15 protein-coding genes and 1 pseudogene are annotated in these 16,271 nt (G+C 63.0%); 10 read left to right on the top strand and 6 right to left on the bottom strand.

Annotated elements, in window-relative coordinates:
- The first annotated feature begins 15 nt into the window (after positions 1-15).
- The 4 genes from ACELLULO517_RS01420 to ACELLULO517_RS01435 all read left to right on the top strand — a co-directional run bounded on the left by ACELLULO517_RS01420 (position 16) and on the right by ACELLULO517_RS01435 (position 2,176).
- A complete protein-coding gene (locus tag ACELLULO517_RS01420) occupies positions 16-690 on the top strand; it encodes a peroxiredoxin-like family protein (protein ID WP_227305086.1) in 675 nt (224 codons plus the stop codon).
- Positions 668-796, top strand: a complete 129-nt coding sequence (locus ACELLULO517_RS01425; RefSeq protein WP_227305089.1) for an SDR family oxidoreductase — start codon at positions 668-670, stop codon at positions 794-796. The genes ACELLULO517_RS01420 and ACELLULO517_RS01425 overlap by 23 nt, the downstream gene beginning before the upstream one ends.
- Before the next feature lie 85 nt (positions 797-881).
- The gene (locus ACELLULO517_RS01430) at positions 882-1,454 is read left to right on the top strand and encodes a carboxymuconolactone decarboxylase family protein (RefSeq protein ID WP_227305093.1); all 573 of its coding nucleotides are present in this window, start codon (positions 882-884) and stop codon (positions 1,452-1,454) included.
- 341 nt (positions 1,455-1,795) lie between these two features.
- Entirely contained in the window at positions 1,796-2,176 is a 381-nt protein-coding gene (locus ACELLULO517_RS01435) for a DUF1003 domain-containing protein (protein WP_227305096.1), read from the top strand.
- Positions 2,177-2,244: 68 nt separating this feature from the next.
- Here the strand turns inward: ACELLULO517_RS01435 and ACELLULO517_RS01440 are convergent, their stop codons facing one another.
- Positions 2,245-3,183 (bottom strand): LysR family transcriptional regulator, encoded by a 939-nt coding sequence (locus tag ACELLULO517_RS01440; RefSeq protein WP_227305099.1) that lies wholly within the window; start codon positions 3,181-3,183, stop codon positions 2,245-2,247.
- 125 nt (positions 3,184-3,308) lie between these two features.
- Between ACELLULO517_RS01440 and ACELLULO517_RS01445 the strand changes: the two genes are divergently transcribed.
- Positions 3,309-4,160 carry an alpha/beta fold hydrolase gene (locus ACELLULO517_RS01445; RefSeq protein ID WP_227305101.1) on the top strand — a complete coding sequence of 284 codons (852 nt, stop codon included), beginning with the start codon at positions 3,309-3,311 and terminating at the stop codon, positions 4,158-4,160.
- Positions 4,161-4,176: 16 nt separating this feature from the next.
- Here the strand turns inward: ACELLULO517_RS01445 and blh are convergent, their stop codons facing one another.
- The 3 genes from blh to ACELLULO517_RS01465 all read right to left on the bottom strand — a co-directional run bounded on the left by blh (position 4,177) and on the right by ACELLULO517_RS01465 (position 6,324).
- Positions 4,177-5,496: a bifunctional sulfur transferase/dioxygenase Blh gene (blh, locus tag ACELLULO517_RS01450; RefSeq protein ID WP_264481288.1), complete on the bottom strand. Its 1,320-nt coding sequence runs from the start codon at positions 5,494-5,496 to the stop codon at positions 4,177-4,179.
- 104 nt (positions 5,497-5,600) lie between these two features.
- Positions 5,601-6,095, bottom strand: a complete 495-nt coding sequence (locus tag ACELLULO517_RS01460) for a response regulator transcription factor (RefSeq protein WP_227305104.1) — start codon at positions 6,093-6,095, stop codon at positions 5,601-5,603.
- Positions 6,079-6,324 carry a hypothetical protein gene (locus ACELLULO517_RS01465; protein ID WP_227306078.1) on the bottom strand — a complete coding sequence of 82 codons (246 nt, stop codon included), beginning with the start codon at positions 6,322-6,324 and terminating at the stop codon, positions 6,079-6,081. The genes ACELLULO517_RS01460 and ACELLULO517_RS01465 overlap by 17 nt, the downstream gene beginning before the upstream one ends.
- Between ACELLULO517_RS01465 and ACELLULO517_RS28545 the strand changes: the two are divergent.
- Positions 6,255-6,566 (top strand): annotated as a pseudogene (locus ACELLULO517_RS28545) (nitrilase-related carbon-nitrogen hydrolase); the annotation flags it as partial. The gene ACELLULO517_RS01465 and the pseudogene ACELLULO517_RS28545 sit on opposite strands and share 70 nt — an antisense overlap.
- A gap of 84 nt (positions 6,567-6,650) precedes the next feature.
- On the opposite strand, the gene ACELLULO517_RS01475 reads toward ACELLULO517_RS28545, so the two are convergent.
- Both ACELLULO517_RS01475 and ACELLULO517_RS01480 read right to left on the bottom strand, forming a co-directional pair.
- On the bottom strand, positions 6,651-7,547 hold the full coding sequence (locus ACELLULO517_RS01475) for a response regulator (protein ID WP_227305108.1): 897 nt from the start codon (positions 7,545-7,547) through the stop codon (positions 6,651-6,653).
- The gene (locus ACELLULO517_RS01480) at positions 7,544-10,918 is read right to left on the bottom strand and encodes a hybrid sensor histidine kinase/response regulator (protein WP_227305111.1); all 3,375 of its coding nucleotides are present in this window, start codon (positions 10,916-10,918) and stop codon (positions 7,544-7,546) included. The genes ACELLULO517_RS01475 and ACELLULO517_RS01480 overlap by 4 nt, the downstream gene beginning before the upstream one ends.
- A gap of 187 nt (positions 10,919-11,105) precedes the next feature.
- Here ACELLULO517_RS01480 and urtA point away from each other — a divergent pair, with 187 nt between their 5' ends.
- The 4 genes from urtA (at position 11,106) to urtD (ending at position 16,268) form a co-directional block, all read left to right on the top strand.
- The gene (gene urtA, locus ACELLULO517_RS01485) at positions 11,106-12,491 is read left to right on the top strand and encodes an urea ABC transporter substrate-binding protein (protein ID WP_227305114.1); all 1,386 of its coding nucleotides are present in this window, start codon (positions 11,106-11,108) and stop codon (positions 12,489-12,491) included.
- 173 nt (positions 12,492-12,664) lie between these two features.
- Positions 12,665-14,335, top strand: coding sequence for an urea ABC transporter permease subunit UrtB (gene urtB / locus ACELLULO517_RS01490; protein ID WP_227305117.1), 1,671 nt, complete (start codon positions 12,665-12,667; stop codon positions 14,333-14,335).
- Entirely contained in the window at positions 14,332-15,507 is a 1,176-nt protein-coding gene (gene urtC, locus ACELLULO517_RS01495) for an urea ABC transporter permease subunit UrtC (RefSeq protein ID WP_227305120.1), read from the top strand. Before urtB ends, urtC begins: the two co-directional genes overlap by 4 nt.
- The gene (urtD, locus tag ACELLULO517_RS01500; RefSeq protein ID WP_227305123.1) at positions 15,504-16,268 is read left to right on the top strand and encodes an urea ABC transporter ATP-binding protein UrtD; all 765 of its coding nucleotides are present in this window, start codon (positions 15,504-15,506) and stop codon (positions 16,266-16,268) included. Before urtC ends, urtD begins: the two co-directional genes overlap by 4 nt.
- Positions 16,269-16,271 lie beyond the last annotated feature (3 nt).

The following is a 16,271-nucleotide window of genomic DNA, read 5'->3' on the forward strand; positions in this document are numbered from 1 at the left end:
TCAAGGAAACAGACGATGACCCTTCAAGACAAGCTCAACGCCTTCAAGGCCGATTTCGAAGCCGGCAAGCCGCCCTATAACGTGCCCTATTCCGTGATCGAGACCATGCACCGCGCAACGGCGGAACTGATCGCCTCCGGCGCCGCCGGCCGCGCGCTGCAGGCCGGTGACAAGGCGCCCGACTTCACGTTGAACGACCCGGACGGCAAGCCCGTCTCCTCGCACGATTTGCTCGCTCATGGCCCGCTGGTGGTCAGCTTCTATCGCGGCGTCTGGTGCCCCTATTGCAATATGGAATTGCAGGCGCTTCAGGAAACGCTGCCGGAATTCGAATCGCTCGGCGCAAGTCTGGTCGCGATTTCGCCGCAGACCTCGGTGAACAGCCGCAAATCGGTGCGCCAGAACAATCTCGATTTCCCGATCCTCTCCGACACGCATAACGATGTCGCCGCCGCCTTCGGCCTGCGCTTCGCGCTGCCCGATTATCTTGTCGAACTCTATAGCAGCCTGAAGAACGATCTGCCGTCCTTCAACGGCGACCCGAGTTGGACGCTGCCGATGCCGGGCCGCTTCGTCATCGGTCAGGACGGCGTCATCCTCTATGCAGAAGTGAACCCCGATTACACCCGCCGCCCCGAGCCCGCGACTATGCTGCCGGCGCTCCGCCATGCGGCGATCATCGCCGCCTGACGACATCGCGGCCGCTGTCGCCTTCCTGCTCTGGGACGATGCCGGATTCATGACCGGCCAGACACTGCACATCGACGGCGCGCGCATCGGCAAAGCCGCGTTCTGAAGGCTCGCCTGACCGAATTCCCTCGCACCTCCTTGTGCTCCGACGTTCCCGTCGGTTGCCTTTACAACCAAAATGGAAAACTAACATGATCAACCGATTTACGCTTCTCGACTCCCATTCGGCTTCGGCTGAGTCGGCCAAAATCCTGGACGGTGTTCAGGCGGCCTGGGGTTTCGTGCCCAACCTGCATCGCGTCCTCGCGGAAAGCCCGGCCGCGCTGGAAGCCTATGCCGCGCTCTGGACCATCGCCGAGAAGACCGGCCTCACGGCGCAGGAGCGGAACGTCGCCTATCTCGCGATCATCTACGAGAATGAGTGCAGCTATTGCATGGCGGGACATACCAACCTCTCCCGCATGGCGAAGGTCGATGATGCCACCATTACCGCCATCCGCGACGACCAGCCGATCGCTGATGCCCGTCTTCAGGCGCTGCGCAGCTTCGCCGCGAAACTGACCCGGCAGCGGGGTGTCATGAACGAGGCCGATGTCAGCGCCTTCAAGGCGGCTGGCTTCGACAATCGCGCTGTTCTGGATCTTCTCGTCCTGGCGGCGACGAAGCTCATCTCCAACTACGCCAATCACCTGGCCAGAACACCGAACGACGCCTTCATGAAAGGCGCGGAATGGACCGCTCCCGGCAAACTCAAGGCCGCCTGACAGCCTGACGGCCCGGAGACCGATGGAGCAGCGCGACGCCGCCGCACCATCCTGTCTCTGCGGCGACGAATATTGCCGTGACGCGATTAACAAACCCCTGCCCAGCCCGTTATCCTGGACATTGATAGCCAATCCGGATTTCCCTACTGCTCTCGCTATTGCCCACCAGGGACCAACCCTTGGCGTTTGGGCGAATTGGCGTCTGCCGATAGGGAAATGCGATGGGCGAGATAGTAAGGCACCACCTCCGGGACGAGGAACGACTTCTGCTCGCACGCCTGCGGCATATGCGCCACCGGCCGCCGCACGACCCCGCCGACGGCTATAGATTAGGCGAGCGCGTGGCCGACAAGGTTGCGGCGACAATGGGCTCCTGGAAATTTATCATCATCCAGAGCGCAACGCTCGCGGTTTGGATTGTCCTCAACGTCACCGCTTGGTTCCAGCATTGGGACCCTTACCCGTTCATTCTCTTGAACCTAGCCTTGTCTTTTCAGGCGGCCTATGCGGCCCCGTTCATTATGATGAGCCAGAACCGGCAGGCGGCCATTGATCGGCGGGATGCCAAAATCGACTATGACGTGAACATCAAGGCCGAGCTGGAGATTGAGCTGCTACACGAGAAGATTGACAAAATGCGAGAGGATGAAATTTCCCGCCTGCTTAACCTTGTCGAGGAACTGTCCCGCAAACTCGCGGAGATTGCCGTGACAAGAAGCTGATAGCGCGGTCCGCGTTGCCGTAGCAACATCCAGATTGCACAGACCGGCGGATCTTGGATCGGCGCTGCTTATGTCCCGGGGGACGGCAACCAATCGACCACCGCCGCGACCTGCGCCAGCTCGCGCCGCAAGATCGGCACGGCATGATCGATAAAGCCGCGCGCAGCACTCCAACGCCGGGGATTCGCCCGGAAGACGATATTCACCGGGATCGCCTCGGGCTCGAACCGCGTCAGGACACGCTGCAGCCGACCGGTCGCCAGTTCCTCGGCCACCTGGTAGGACATGCAACGCACAAGGCCCCTCCCTCGCAAGGCGGCGTCAAGCCCCGCCGCGACACTGGTGATCGAGAGGCGGGTCTGTACCTGGACGGACCTGACGCGCGTGTCACCCGCCGCGCGCCTGAGCGTCCAAAGCTCCCGATTCCCATCGGTACTCATCCCGATACAAGCCTGGGCTGATAAATCGGCGGGGTCCTGTAACTGGTCGTGACGCGACAGATAGTCAGGCGAAGCACAGATGAGCTGTCTGACCTCACCCAGCTTCACGGCGACGAGGCTGCTCTCCTGTAGATGCGCGAAGCGGATCGCGACATCCACACCTTCGCCCAGCATATCCACCACGCGGTTCAGTAGCAGCGCCCGCGCCTGCACCTTTGGGTGCAGGTCGAGGAAGGTCTCGATGACCGGCGCCACTTTCAGCCGCCCAAACAGTTCCGGCGCAGTCAGCACCAGGGTTCCGCTGATGACGTTGGTGGCCTGCTCCGCGCGGAGCTCAGCCAGACGCGCGAGCACGTCACGCCAGACGGCAGCGTGAAGCTCCCCCGTATCGGTCAGACGCAAGCCCCGCGTGGACCGCAGCAACAAAGTCTCTCCGGTCTCCACCTCCAATAGCGCAATCGCCCGCGTCGCGGCTGCGGCCGAACGGCCGAGCCGTCGCGCACCCGCGGCAAGCGACCCTTCATCGATGGCGGCCAAGGCCATCTCCATCGCGTCCAACCGGTCCATAATTTCACTTTCTGAAATCAAGCACGCCAAACAATGCGCATTCTGCCGTTTTCGGCAAGCGTTTAGGTTGCCGTTATCGCAAGCAGGCTAGTTAGCCCGAGCCGATTTCTCAAACGGAGACGACAATGACCGAGATCCACTATCGCACCGAGCAGGTTGGCCCTGTGGAGGTCTTTTACCGTGAGGCCGGGCCGGCCGATGCGCCGGTCATCCTGCTCCTTCATGGGTTTCCGACGTCGAGCCATATGTTTCGCGACCTGATCCCGGAACTCGCCGGGGATTACCGCGTCATCGCGCCGGATCTTCCCGGCTTCGGGCTGACCAAGGCGCCGCCGCTTGGCGAATTTGAGTATAGTTTCGACAATCTCGCCGAGGTCTTGGGCCAGTTCGTCGATGCCATCGGGCTTACGCGCTTCGCGATTTATATCTTCGACTATGGCGCGCCGACCGGCCTGCGTCTGGCGCGGGCCCATCCCGAACGCATCACCGCCATCATCACGCAGAACGGCAACGCCTATATCGAGGGGTTGAGCAGCGAATGGGAGCCCTGGCAGCAATACTGGCGCGACCCGACCGAGGCCAATCGTGAGGCCTGCCGCGCTGCCCTCACCGATGAGGCACTCCGTTTCCAGCATGAGCATGGCGCGCCTGCGGGGCGCGTTGCGCCAGATGCCTATAAGCTTGACCAATTCTACATGCACAGGCCGGAGGCAGCAGAGATTCAGCTCGACCTGATCCTGAGCTACCGGACGAATCTGGCGCTCTATCCAGCCTTCCAGGCGTATTTTCGGACCTATCGTCCGCGTCTGCTCGCCGTCTGGGGCAAGAATGACGTGTTCTTCCTACCGGCCGGCGCTGAGGCTTTCAAACGCGACCTGCCGGAGGCGGAGGTCCATTTGCTCGATGCCGGCCACTTCGCCCTGGAAACGCATCACAGCGAGATCGCCGCGCATATTCGCCGTTTTCTCGCGGCGTGAGCATGGCCGCTCGGCGTCACCATATGGTGTCGCCGAGCGCATCGATGGGGATCTTGAGATAGCGGCGGCCGTTATCCTCAGGCTTCGGCAAGCGCCCGCCGGCGATGTTCACCTGAAGCGCATGCAGGATCAGTTTGGGCATGGGCAGGGTTTTGTCGCGCGCTTCCCGCCGGACAATGAATTCTGCCTTGCTCAAGCCCGCGATATGCGTGTTTCGGAGCTTTTGCTCCGCGACATTGCTCTCCCAGCGCGGGGCGCGACCCTCCGGCTGATAGTCATGGCCGGTGAAAATCCGTGTTTCGTCGGGAAGAGCCAAAATCGCCTGAATGGAGGCCCAGAGTGCTTCGGCACTGCCGCCCGGGAAGTCGGCGCGGGCGGTGCCAGAATCAGGCATGAACAGCGTGTCGTGAACGAAGGCCGCATCGCCGATGACAAAGGTGATCGATGCCAGCGTATGGCCCGGTGAGAACAGGACGCGCCCATCGATCGAACCGAGTTTGAAGGCCTCGCCGTCTTCAAAAAGATGGTGCCATTGCGAACCATCGGTTTGCAATTCGGGCCAGTTGTAGATGGATTGCCACAGCCGCTGGACATCAGGGACATGCGCCCCGATTGCGGTCGGCGCCCCGGTTTTCCCATGCAGATATTGGGCGGCGGAAAAATGGTCGGCATGGGGATGGGTGTCTAAAATCCAGGCGACGGTCAGGCCTTGCTCGGCCACATAGGCGAGGATCAAATCGGCATTGGTCGTAGCGGTGGCGCCGGATTTCTCATCGTAGTCGAGCACCGCATCGATGATCGCGCAATGCCGCGTGGCCGGGTCCGACACGACATATTGCACGCTGAATGTCCGCGGATCGAAGAAGCCCTTAACCTGCGGCGTTTGCACGGCATGCTGGGCGAGCCATCTGGCGGCGCCAGAGAGATCCAGACCCCATTCATGACCGCGTACCGTGACATCTTCCTGAGCCAAACGCCCGTCGAGGACCTCACCGATAACATGCAGGCTTGCGGAGCGAATGCCGCTTTTGCAATGCGCAATTACGGGGCCATCAGACGCAGAAACGGCTTCCTGGAAAGCGCGCACATCGGCCTCGGTGATCGTCGAACCCGTGACGGGTATGAAACGATAGGACAAACCTGCGGCCTCCGCCGCTTTCCGTTCCGAGACCGGGGTGGGTTGCCCCTCCTGCTCCGCGGCCGGCCGGTTACTGATCACCCGTCGAAAGCCTGCCGCGGCGAAGAGCGGGAAATCGTCGAGGGACGGCTGCGCGCTGATGAAAAGCTTCTCGCCTATCCTGGTGGCGGACGTCGGAAGCGGAACCGGGCCGGGCATCTTATCCTCCCATTTGACGAGCCAAGCCGCCTCTCTTGTCACCGGATCAGATCTGAGTAAAGGCCATCACAATCGTCAGGACCAATCGTCTTAGGAGAGCGGCATCAAATGCTGCTCAAAACCCGAACCGCATGCGCCGCCGCCTTTTGAAGTTTGCCTTTGTCGGCTTCCTGATCATCCAGCGACAGACGCAGGATAATCCCCTGGTCCGAGACCCTGCCGATATAGGTGGCTTGGACCGACCGGTCACCCATCCGAACGGTGACGCTCGAGCTGACGGAGTCCAAGGGCCGGGACAGCCAATCCAGCAATCCGGACGGCAGTGTGAATGATGCACTATCATAACTGCCAAGACAGTCCGCTATAAGATGGCTGGCTTTTGGCGTGCTCCAAACGACCTTCGCATCGGCGTCGACCGCGATGAGAAAGCGACCCGTAAGGTCGATGGCGGTACGGGCAATGCGTGCGGTTTGTCCCCTGGCCAGATGACGCTCGATACGCGCGAGCAGTTCATTCGGCACTACAGGCTTAGTGACATAGTCAACGCCGCCCGCCTGAAAGCCGCGGATAATATGCTCCGTCTCACTGAGACCGGTCATGAATATGATCGGCAGGCCGGTTCCTGAGCGCCAGAATGCATTCCGCACCGCTATTGAAGGATTGCACGGCAAAGCCGAGTGGCTCGAGAATATCCGACACCATCTCGCAATGCGCTATGTCATCGTCGACAATCGAAACGCAACGCCGCTTCCCATCATATCCGGCGACCAACGCATAAGCGGACAAGGTCGGGGAGGCATAGGTCACTTCCGACAGAAGCAGCCGCACACGAAAGGTGCTGCCCCTGCCGGGGCTGGTATCCCGGCGGGCAGACCTTTATCTCCGACGGACCCAAGGGCATGAAGCTCAGCCTGATCATCTGCGATGACGGCAATTATCCCGAGATCTGGCGAGACTGCGCGATGAAGGGCGCAGAACTCATCATCCGCTGCCAGGGCTATATGTATCCCGCCAAGGAACAGCAGGTGCTGATGGCGAAAAACATGGCCTGGGCGAACAATGTTTATGTCGCCGTCGCCAACGCAACCTGCTTCGACGTTCGCACGTTAGGGGAATGCGGGGAGGAGGATTACGGCAGCCGCTCATCCCGCCTCTCATCCCACCGTGCGGATGGCGATAGCCGCCGCGGCGGCGCGGTTCTCGACCCCCAGCTTGGAATAGATCTGCTCCAGATGCTTCTGCACCGTGCGCGGGCTCATGCCGAGGATTTCGGCGATGTCGCGCGTGCCCTTGCCATGACCGACCCAGAGCAGCACTTCCGCTTCCCGCGCGGTCAGGCCCAGACGCTCGCGCAGCTGCGCCTCCTCGGTTGAGGTCCGCGTCTCCTGAATGCGGAACATCACCTCATCCGGCGCCATGCGGCCGACATAGACGAATTGCAGCACCGGCGCGTCACCTAGGGCGATCGCCACTTGGCCGGGCGTCTGCTCGGCCGAGAAGGCCAACCATTCGGCGACCCAGGGACAGGCGGGCGCGCCCGCCTCGTCCGGCGGCATCAGCCGCGCCAGCAGGCCCGCCGCCTGGGGCGTCGCCCATTGCAGCTCGCCCTCCGTATCCGTCGCGAGCAGGTAGCGACCGGCCTTGTCCAGCGCCGCCTGGGCGCTTTGGGTCCGCCGCGCCCCTGTCAGATGCACACGAATGCGGGCGATCACCTCGGCCAGTTGCAGCGGCTTGGTAACGTAATCGACGCCGCCGGCTTCCAGCCCGCGCACCACGTCCTCGCTCTCCGTCAAACCCGTCATGAAAATGATGGGAACGGCAGCGACGGCCGGATTGCGCTTCATCCGTCGGCAGGCCTCGAACCCGTCCATGCCGGGCATGACGGCGTCAATGAGGATGACGTCCGGCAGCACGCGCTCCAGCACGATCATCGCCGCCGCCGCCGACTGCGCCATCAGCACGGTATAGCCCGCGTCCTCCAACACCTCGTTCAGCACGCCCAGCGTGCCGGGCGTGTCGTCCACAACAAGAATGATGTCGCGGCGCTTCATGTCACGCCCTCGGTCCCGGCCATCTCGTCAAGCGCTGTCATGAAGGCGTCGAGCCGATAGTCGGCGATCAGCGCGCGGAGCGGCGTCAGCGTCGGGTCCAGGGCCGGCTGCTCCTCCACCAGCGCTTCCAGCCGCAGGCGGATGCCACGCACATAACCGATGGCGGCGAGTTCCCGCAGTTCAGCCAATTGCTGCGCCGTCAGATCCGCCCCCTCATCCGAGGCCGCCGGCAGCGCCTCCGTCTCAAGCCTCGTCCAGTCCAGACCCAGCACGCGGCCGATACTCTCCAGCAACAGGTCCAGCCGCACCGGCTTGGCCATGACATCGTCATGGAACTGGCCTTCGCGCGGGGCGGCTTCCAACTCGCGCGCATTGGCCGAGACGATGACGATGGGCGCCTTCGCCCGCGCCTCCTCCCGCAAGCGCTGAGCCAACTCCCAACCCGTAATGTCAGGCATCGACAGGTCGAGCAGGAACAGGTCCGGCCGCCATTGTTCGGTCAGCGCCAGGCATTCCGCCCCACCCGACGCGCCCACGACCGTGAAGCCCAGCGGCGTCAGCAGATCGAGCATGAGGGAGCGCTGCGTCGCGTCGTCGTCGGCCACCAGCACCGTCAGCCGCCGCCCGCGATAGCCGGTAATTTCCAGGGCGGGCGGGCTGGGTTTCAACGTCTCGGCCGCTTCCGACAGCATCAGCCGCAGACGGAAGCGACTGCCCTCGCCCAATGTGCTGGTCGCCGTCACCTCCCCACCCATGACCTCCGTCAGCAGCCGGACGATGGTCAGCCCCAGGCCGGTGCCCGGCACCGACTGATCGCCCGCACGCTGAAAAGGTTCGAAAATGCGGATGAGATCGGCCTCCGCGATACCGCGCCCGGTATCGGTGATGTCGAATTCCGCGACCTGGCTGCGGTAGCGGACGGTGAAGGTGACGCTGCCGACAGTCGTGAACTTGATGGCATTGGAGAGCAGGTTGATCAGCACCTGCCTCAGCCGATGCTCATCCGCATAGACCAGGCGTGGCAGCGGATCAGCCCGGTAATGCAGCGCTATGCCTTTGGTCTCGGCCTGCAGGCGCATCATCTGCACCAGATGATCGAGGAATTCCGGCAGGCGGATTTCATCTCGATAGAGCTCGATATGCCCGGCCTCGATCTTGGAAATATCGAGCAGACCGCCGATCAGCGCCGTCAGATGCTCGCCCGAGCGGCGGATGATGCGTAGGCCCTCGCGTTTGCGGGGCGGAATATCGGAATCCTTCTCCAGTAACTGGGCATAGCCGAGGATGGCGTTCAGCGGGCTGCGCAGTTCGTGGCTGATGCCGACGACATAACGGCTTTTGGCGCGACTGGCAGCCTCCGCCGTTTCCTTGGCACGCTGCAGGGCGGCGTCCGTCTGGCGATGGGCGCTGATCTCATCCAGCAGCAGCACGGTCTGACGGCGCGTCTCCTCCTCCGCCGCCCGCCGGCTTTCCTGGGCAAGAACGGCGAGCCAGGAGACGACGCCGCCGATCACCAGCATGACGAGGAAGGTCTTCCAGAAGGCGGCGGTGGCCGCCGCCTCGCTGATCGGACCGCTGCTGACGGTCTGCGCGTCGATCGCGATCAGCAGCAGACCGGTGCCGGCCGCGAACAGGAACAGCACGCCGATGAACCGCGCGACCCGCACCTGCATCAGCGCAATGACGGGCGCGGGCATGACGAAGCGGAAGCTTTTCGCGACCTGTTCGGCGACGCGTCCATGCGGCTTGCAGGCGTCATGGCAACGGGCGTCAAGCGAGCAGCAGAGCGAGCAGATGGGCCCGGTATAGACCGGGCAATAGGCCATATCCTCGGGCTCGAAGGCGTGCTCGCAGACCGAGCAGGCGATGGTCCCACGGGATGCCCAGGCGGCACGGCCCCGCCGGGCCAGATAAGTGCGGCCGCCAGTGCCCCAGGCGATCAGCGGGGCCATCACAAAGGCACCGCCGAAGGCGATGAAGGTCGATAGTGCCGCCGGCCCTGGCCCCAGAAGTCCGGCATAGGATGACAGCGAGACGATCACGGCAAACAGCATGGCGCCGACACCGACCGGATTGATGTCGAACAGATGCGCGCGCTTGAATTCGATGCCCTTGGGGCTGAGGCCAAGCCGCTTGTTCACCACCAGATCGGCGACCAGCGCCCCCATCCAGGCGGCGGCGACATTGGAATAGACCACCAGCGTATGCTGGATGGTCTTCGTCACCCCCGTTTCCATCAGCAGCAGCGCGATGACGATGTTGAAGATCAGCCAGATCACGCGGCCCGGATGGCTATGCGTCAGGCGCGAAAAGAAATTCGACCAGGCGAGCGAACCGGCATAGGCATTGGTGATATTGATCTTGACCTGGGAGATGATGACCAGCGCGCAGGTCAGCATGATGGCGACGGGCGGTGAGGCAATCGTCTCGAAAGCAAGCCGATACATCTGCGCCGGCTGCACGGCCTGGTCGGGCAGCATGCCGCTTTGCAGCGCCGCATAGGCCAGCAGCGATCCCGCCAGCAGCTTGATGACGTCGATCGCGATCCAGCCCGGACCGCCCAGGATCAACGCCGTCCACCAGCGCCTTGTGCCGATAGCGCTTTGCGGCGGCAGGAAGCGAATGAAATCCACCTGCTCAGCGGTTTGCGTGATCATGGCGAAGAGGATGGAGGCGGCAGCGCCGAAACCGGCCAGATCGAAACCGGTCGCCCTCGCATGTTCACCGCCGAAACGGGTCCAACCCGGCAGCCATTCGGGATGCATGACCAGCACGGCCAGGATCGGTACCAGGTTCAAAACGAACCAGATCGGCTGTGTCCAAAGCTGGAAGCGGCTGATGAAGGTGATGCCATGCGTCACCAGCGGCAGGATGACAATGGCGCATAGAATATAGCCGAGCCATTCCGGGACGCCGAAAAAGCTTTGCAGCATGGAAGCCAGAATGACCGCTTCGATGCCGAAAAATATGAAGGTGAAGGACGCATAGATCAGCGAGGTGATGGTCGAGCCGATATAGCCGAAACCCGCGCCACGGGTGAGCAGGTCGACATCCACCCCGGCGCGCGCGGCATGGGCGCAGATCGGAATGCTGATCAGGAAGATCATGATACTGACGAAGGCGATGGCCAGAATCGAATTCTGGAAGCCGTAGGCCAGCGTAATGGTGCCGCCGATCGCCTCCAGCGCCAGGAAAGACACAGCGCCCAGCGCCGTATTCGCGACCCGCAGCGCAGACCATTTACGCGCGCTTTTAGCGGTGAAGCGGAGGGCGTAATCCTCCAGCGTCTGGTTGGCGACCCAGCGGTTGTACTCCCGTCTGGTGCGGGTGATGCGCTGCCGCGCCAGACGCGCGGAGCCAGAAGGTGTCACTATCCTCACCGCGCCGCCTGCGTCAGAGACTGGGAAACAGTCATGGGAGTCCTATCAAAGCATAAGCCGCACGCCCGGTCATACGCGCTTTTGCGTATGGTCGCGGACGACCAGTCAACGCCACTCTCCGCCCCAGGTCGTATCTACCGACATGACGCTTCCTGGAAACGAGAGAGGAACTGAGACGATGACGGACGAAACGAAGCCGGCCCTGCCGGAAACCGACGCCGCCGCACCGCAGATCGAGATGGGCCGCCGCAGCCTGGGTGGCCTCGGCCTCGCCGCCGCTGCCGCCGCCACCATCGGCACCGCCGCCATCGGCACGGTCGCCACGACCCGCCCTGCGCGTGCGCAGGCCGCCGGCACCATCAAGGTCGGCATCATGCACTCCCTCTCCGGCACCATGGCCATCAGCGAGACGCCGCTGAAGGAAGTGATGCTGATGCTGATCGACCAGCAGAACGCCAATGGCGGCCTGCTCGGCCAGAAGCTGGAGGCGGTCGTCGTCGATCCGGCCTCCAACTGGCCGCTGTTCGCCGAGAAGGCCAAGCAGCTGCTGAGCGTCGATAAATGCGCCGCCGTCTTCGGCTGCTGGACCTCGGTGTCCCGCAAGTCCGTGCTGCCGGTCTTCGAGCAGCTGAACGGCATCCTGTTCTACCCGGTCCAATATGAGGGCCAGGAATGTAGCCGCAATATCTTCTATACCGGCGCCGCCCCGAACCAGCAGGCCATTCCGGCCGTCGACTATCTGATGAATACGATGCATGTGAAGCGCTGGGTCCTGGCCGGCACGGACTATGTCTATCCGCGCACCACGAACAAGATCCTGGAAGCCTATCTGAAGTCCAAGGGCGTTGCCTCCACGGACATCATGATCAACTACACGCCCTTCGGCTATTCCGATTGGCAGGGCATCGTCTCCCAGATCAAAAGCTTCGGGTCCTCCGGCGCCAAGACGGCCGTGGTCTCCACCATCAACGGCGACGCCAACGTGCCCTTCTACAAGGAACTCGGCAACCAGGGCATCAAGGCGACCGATATTCCGGTTGTCGCATTCTCGGTCGGCGAGCAGGAACTGGCCGGCATCGACACCAAGCCGCTGGTCGGCCATCTGGCCGCCTGGAACTATTTCGAAAGCGTCGACAGCCCGGCCAATACGCAGTTCATCGCCGACTTCAAGAAGTTCGCGAAGAACGACAAGCGCGTCACCAATGACCCGATGGAAGCCGCCTATATCGGCTTCAACATGTGGGTGAAGGCGGTCGAGAAGGCCAATACGACCGATACCGATGCGGTGATCGCGGCGCTGCCGGGCATCACGGCCGGCAATCTGTCGGGCGACTACTCCGCCATGATGCCGAACCATCACATCACCAAGCCCGTGCTGATCGGCGAAATCCAGGCCGACGGCCAGTTCAACATCGTCTACGAGACCCCGGGCACCGTCGTCGCCCAGCCCTGGTCGCCCTACCTGCCGGAATCCAAGGACTTGATCGGCGATTGGCTGCCGCCCATGAGCTGCGGCAACTACGACGTCGTCAAGGGTAAGTGCCTCGGCAGCAAGGCGAGCTAAACACTTAACCCGCTACCCCGCCACACCGATGAAAGCCGTCCCCCCCGGGTCTAGTCGACCACGCTCGTCCCGGGGGGCCTACCCGACGCAATGCCTGCTCACCGTGCAGGCGCCTAAACGGGTAGATCCGCGCAGCAAGCCCGCGCACGACAATGTAAACAGGAGCGCAGCCGTTGACCCAGCGTCTCGGACCTCACCCTTCCTGGCGCAGCGCCGGCCTCGCCTTGATTATCGCGCTGTTCGTCAGCCTGACCGTCACCCTCCCCGCCACGGGCGCCCATGCCCAGAGCGCGCCAACCTCCCAGACTGGTGCCGACCCTTACCTGGGCCTGACCAGCCGCAGCCTTGATGATGTCGTGAGCGCGGTTGACGCGATCTCGGTCTCAGGCGACGCGCGGGCCCGCAAAGTGCTGGATGCGCTCGGGAACAACCAGCTCTACACCTGGAAATATCCGCGCCCCGACCATGGGCTATTCATCCATGACACCGATGCCGGCGTCTGGCTGGATGCCCGCACGGGCGCCAAGATCCCGGCGCCTCCCTTTCTTCAGGTCCGTCGTATCGTCGCCAATGATATGGTGACGGGCGCGATTGCGACCGCCGAAGGCGTGCTGGACCTCTCCTCCCCCAATGCCGGCACGCGCCGGAAGGCCGCCGAAGCGATTTTCGAATCGCCGTCCGCCTCGACCTTGCCCATCGTGCAGCATGCGCTGGCGCATGAGCAGGACCCGCGCGTCCGTGCGACGCTGCTGCAGGCGGAAGCCGCAGATCAGCTCAGCCTGTCCACGACCGATCAGACAACGCAGCTTGCCGCCGTCAGCACCATCGCGGCGCGCGGCGATATGGCGGCGCGGAACGAGCTTGCCTCGCTGTCCGGCGCCCCGAAGGCGGTGGCAGTTGCGGCTGCCACCGCCATCAAACATATCGATTTCTCGCTCAAACTCTGGAGCTGGCTGGAAACGGTCTATTACGGCCTCAGCCTTGGTTCGGTGCTGCTGCTCGCCGCCGCCGGCCTTGCTATCACCTTCGGCGTCATGGGCGTCATCAACATGGCGCATGGCGAGATGGTGATGATCGGCGCCTATGCGACCTTCGTGGTGCAGCAGGTCTTCCGGGCCTATGCACCGGACCTGTTCGGCGCCAGCGTTATCGTCGCCATCCCGGTCGCCTTCGTCGTGGCCGGCGCCATCGGCATTCTGATCGAACGTTGCCTGATCCGCTTCCTGTATGGCCGGCCGCTGGAAACCCTGCTCGCCACCTGGGGTCTCAGCCTCGTGCTGCAGCAGGCCATACGCTCTGGCTTCGGCGCTGAGAACCAGAATGTCGCCACACCCGATTGGATGAGCGGCTTCTTCATGGTCGGCGGGTTGACGATCACGCTCAACCGTCTTTGCATCATCATCTTCGCCTTCGCGGTCGTCGGCGGGTTGATGGCGGTGATGCGCTTCACCCCACTCGGCCTGCGCATGCGGGCTGTCACACAGAACCGCCGCATGGCGGCCAGCATGGGCATCCGCACGCCTTGGATCGACGCCATGACCTTCGGTCTCGGCTCGGGCATCGCCGGCGTTGCCGGTGTGGCTTTGGCACAGATCGACAACGTCTCCCCCAATCTCGGCCAGAACTACATCATCGACAGTTTCATGGTCGTGGTCTTCGGCGGCGTCGGCAATCTGTGGGGCACCGTGCTGGCCGCGATGACCTTGGGGATTGTCAATAAAGGGCTGGAGCCGGTCGCCGGCGCCGTGCTGGGTAAGATCGTCGTGCTGGTCCTGATCATTCTGTTTATTCAGCGGCGTCCGCGCGGGTTGTTCCCGGTCAAGGGACGGGCGGTGGAAGCATGACCCGTCTTTCCCTCACCCTTACGCCGGTCATCATCATCGGCGTGGCGATCATCCTCGCCATCCTCAACCTCGCCACACCCGCAACCAGCGCGCTGCATGTCTCGGACTTCGTGGTCGGCCTCGCCGGCAAATATCTCTGCTACGCGCTGCTGGCACTCGCGGTCGACCTGGTCTGGGGTTTTGCCGGCATTCTGACGCTGGGACACGCTGCCTTCTTTGCCCTGGGTGGCTATTGCATGGGCATGTATCTGACGCGGGAGATCGGCGCGCGCGGCGTTTATGCCAATGCCAATCTGCCGGATTTCATGATCTTCATCGGCTGGAAGCAGCTGCCCTGGTATTGGCACGGCTTCGCCTGGTTCCCCTTCGCCATGGTGATGGTACTGGTGGTGCCGGCGATCCTGGCCGCCGTCTTCGGCTTCCTCGCCTTCCGCAGCCGCGTCTCGGGCGTCTATCTGTCGATCATCACCCAGGCGTTGACCTATGCGCTGCTGCTGGCCTTCTTCCGCAACGACATGGGCTTCGGCGGCAATAACGGGATGACCGATTTCAAGGACATCATCGGCTTCCCGCTTAACCGCAGCAGCACGACAACGGCGCTGATGGTGATCTCGGCCATCTTCACCGCTGCCGCTTTCCTCTTCGCCCGCTGGCTGGTCGGCAGCCGCTACGGCCAGGTTCTGGTCGCGGTGCGCGACGCCGAAAGCCGCACGCGCTTCCTGGGCTACCGGCCGGAATACTATAAGCTCGTGATCTGGGTGGTCTCGGCCGTCATCGCCGGCATCGGCGGCGCACTGTATGTGCCGCAGGTTGGCATCATCAACCCGGGCGAATTCGCGCCTGCGAATTCCATCGAAGCCGTGATCTGGGTCGCGGTCGGCGGACGCGGCACCTTGTCCGGCGCGATCCTTGGGGCAGTGCTCGTGAACTTCGGCAAGACGGTGCTGACCGGCGCATTGCCGGGCGCCTGGCTCTATGCGCTCGGCGGCCTGTTCATCCTCGTCACGCTCTTCATGCCACGCGGCATCATGGGCACCTTCGGGCGCCGGGCGGGTGCGGAGACAAGCCTGCCGACAGCGCATGAGAAGCAGGGCCTGGCCGCCATCGACGGCAAGGCCGCCGATCTCGCCGAAGCCGGCGCGGATATCGGCGACGGGGAGAAGACAGCATGAACGCGCAACCCATCGGCGCCGTCAGCGGCGATCTGCTTTATCTGAACGGCGTCAACAAAACCTTCGATGGTTTCAAGGCCATCAACAACCTGTCGCTGACCTTGGCGAAGGGTGAGATGCGCGCCGTCATCGGGCCGAATGGCGCGGGCAAAAGCACGATGATGGATATCATCACCGGCAAGACCAAGCCCGATACGGGACAGGTCATCTTCAGTGCCTCGACCGACCTGACGAAAATGGATGAGCCCGCCATCGCCAAGCTTGGCATCGGGCGGAAATTCCAGAAGCCGACGACCTTCGAGAACCATACCGTCTGGGACAATCTTCTGCTGGCGCTGGCCGGTGACCGGTCGCCCTGGTTCACGCTGCGGGCAAGGAAACAGAAGAGCGAGGCAGAGAAGATTGATTCTCTTCTGGAGACGATCCGGCTGACCGATCATCGTCATCGCCGCGCGGCCAATCTGTCCCACGGACAGAAGCAATGGCTGGAGATCGGCATGCTGCTGGCGCAGGACCCGGAGCTGCTGCTGGTCGACGAGCCCGTGGCCGGCATGACTGATGCCGAGACTGAACAGACGGCGCATCTGCTGCGCGACATCAACCGCACGCGGTCTGTTGTCGTTGTCGAGCATGACATGACCTTCGTGCGCGCCCTTGGCGTCAAGGTGACGGTGCTGCACGAAGGGTCGGTGCTGTCGGAAGGGTCGCTTGACCATGTCAGCGCCGATCCCAAAGTCATCGACGTGTATCTTGGCCGATAGGAG

The organism is Acidisoma cellulosilyticum (genome assembly GCF_020621385.1).
GTDB classification, from domain to species: Bacteria; Pseudomonadota; Alphaproteobacteria; order Acetobacterales; family Acetobacteraceae; genus Acidisoma; species Acidisoma cellulosilyticum.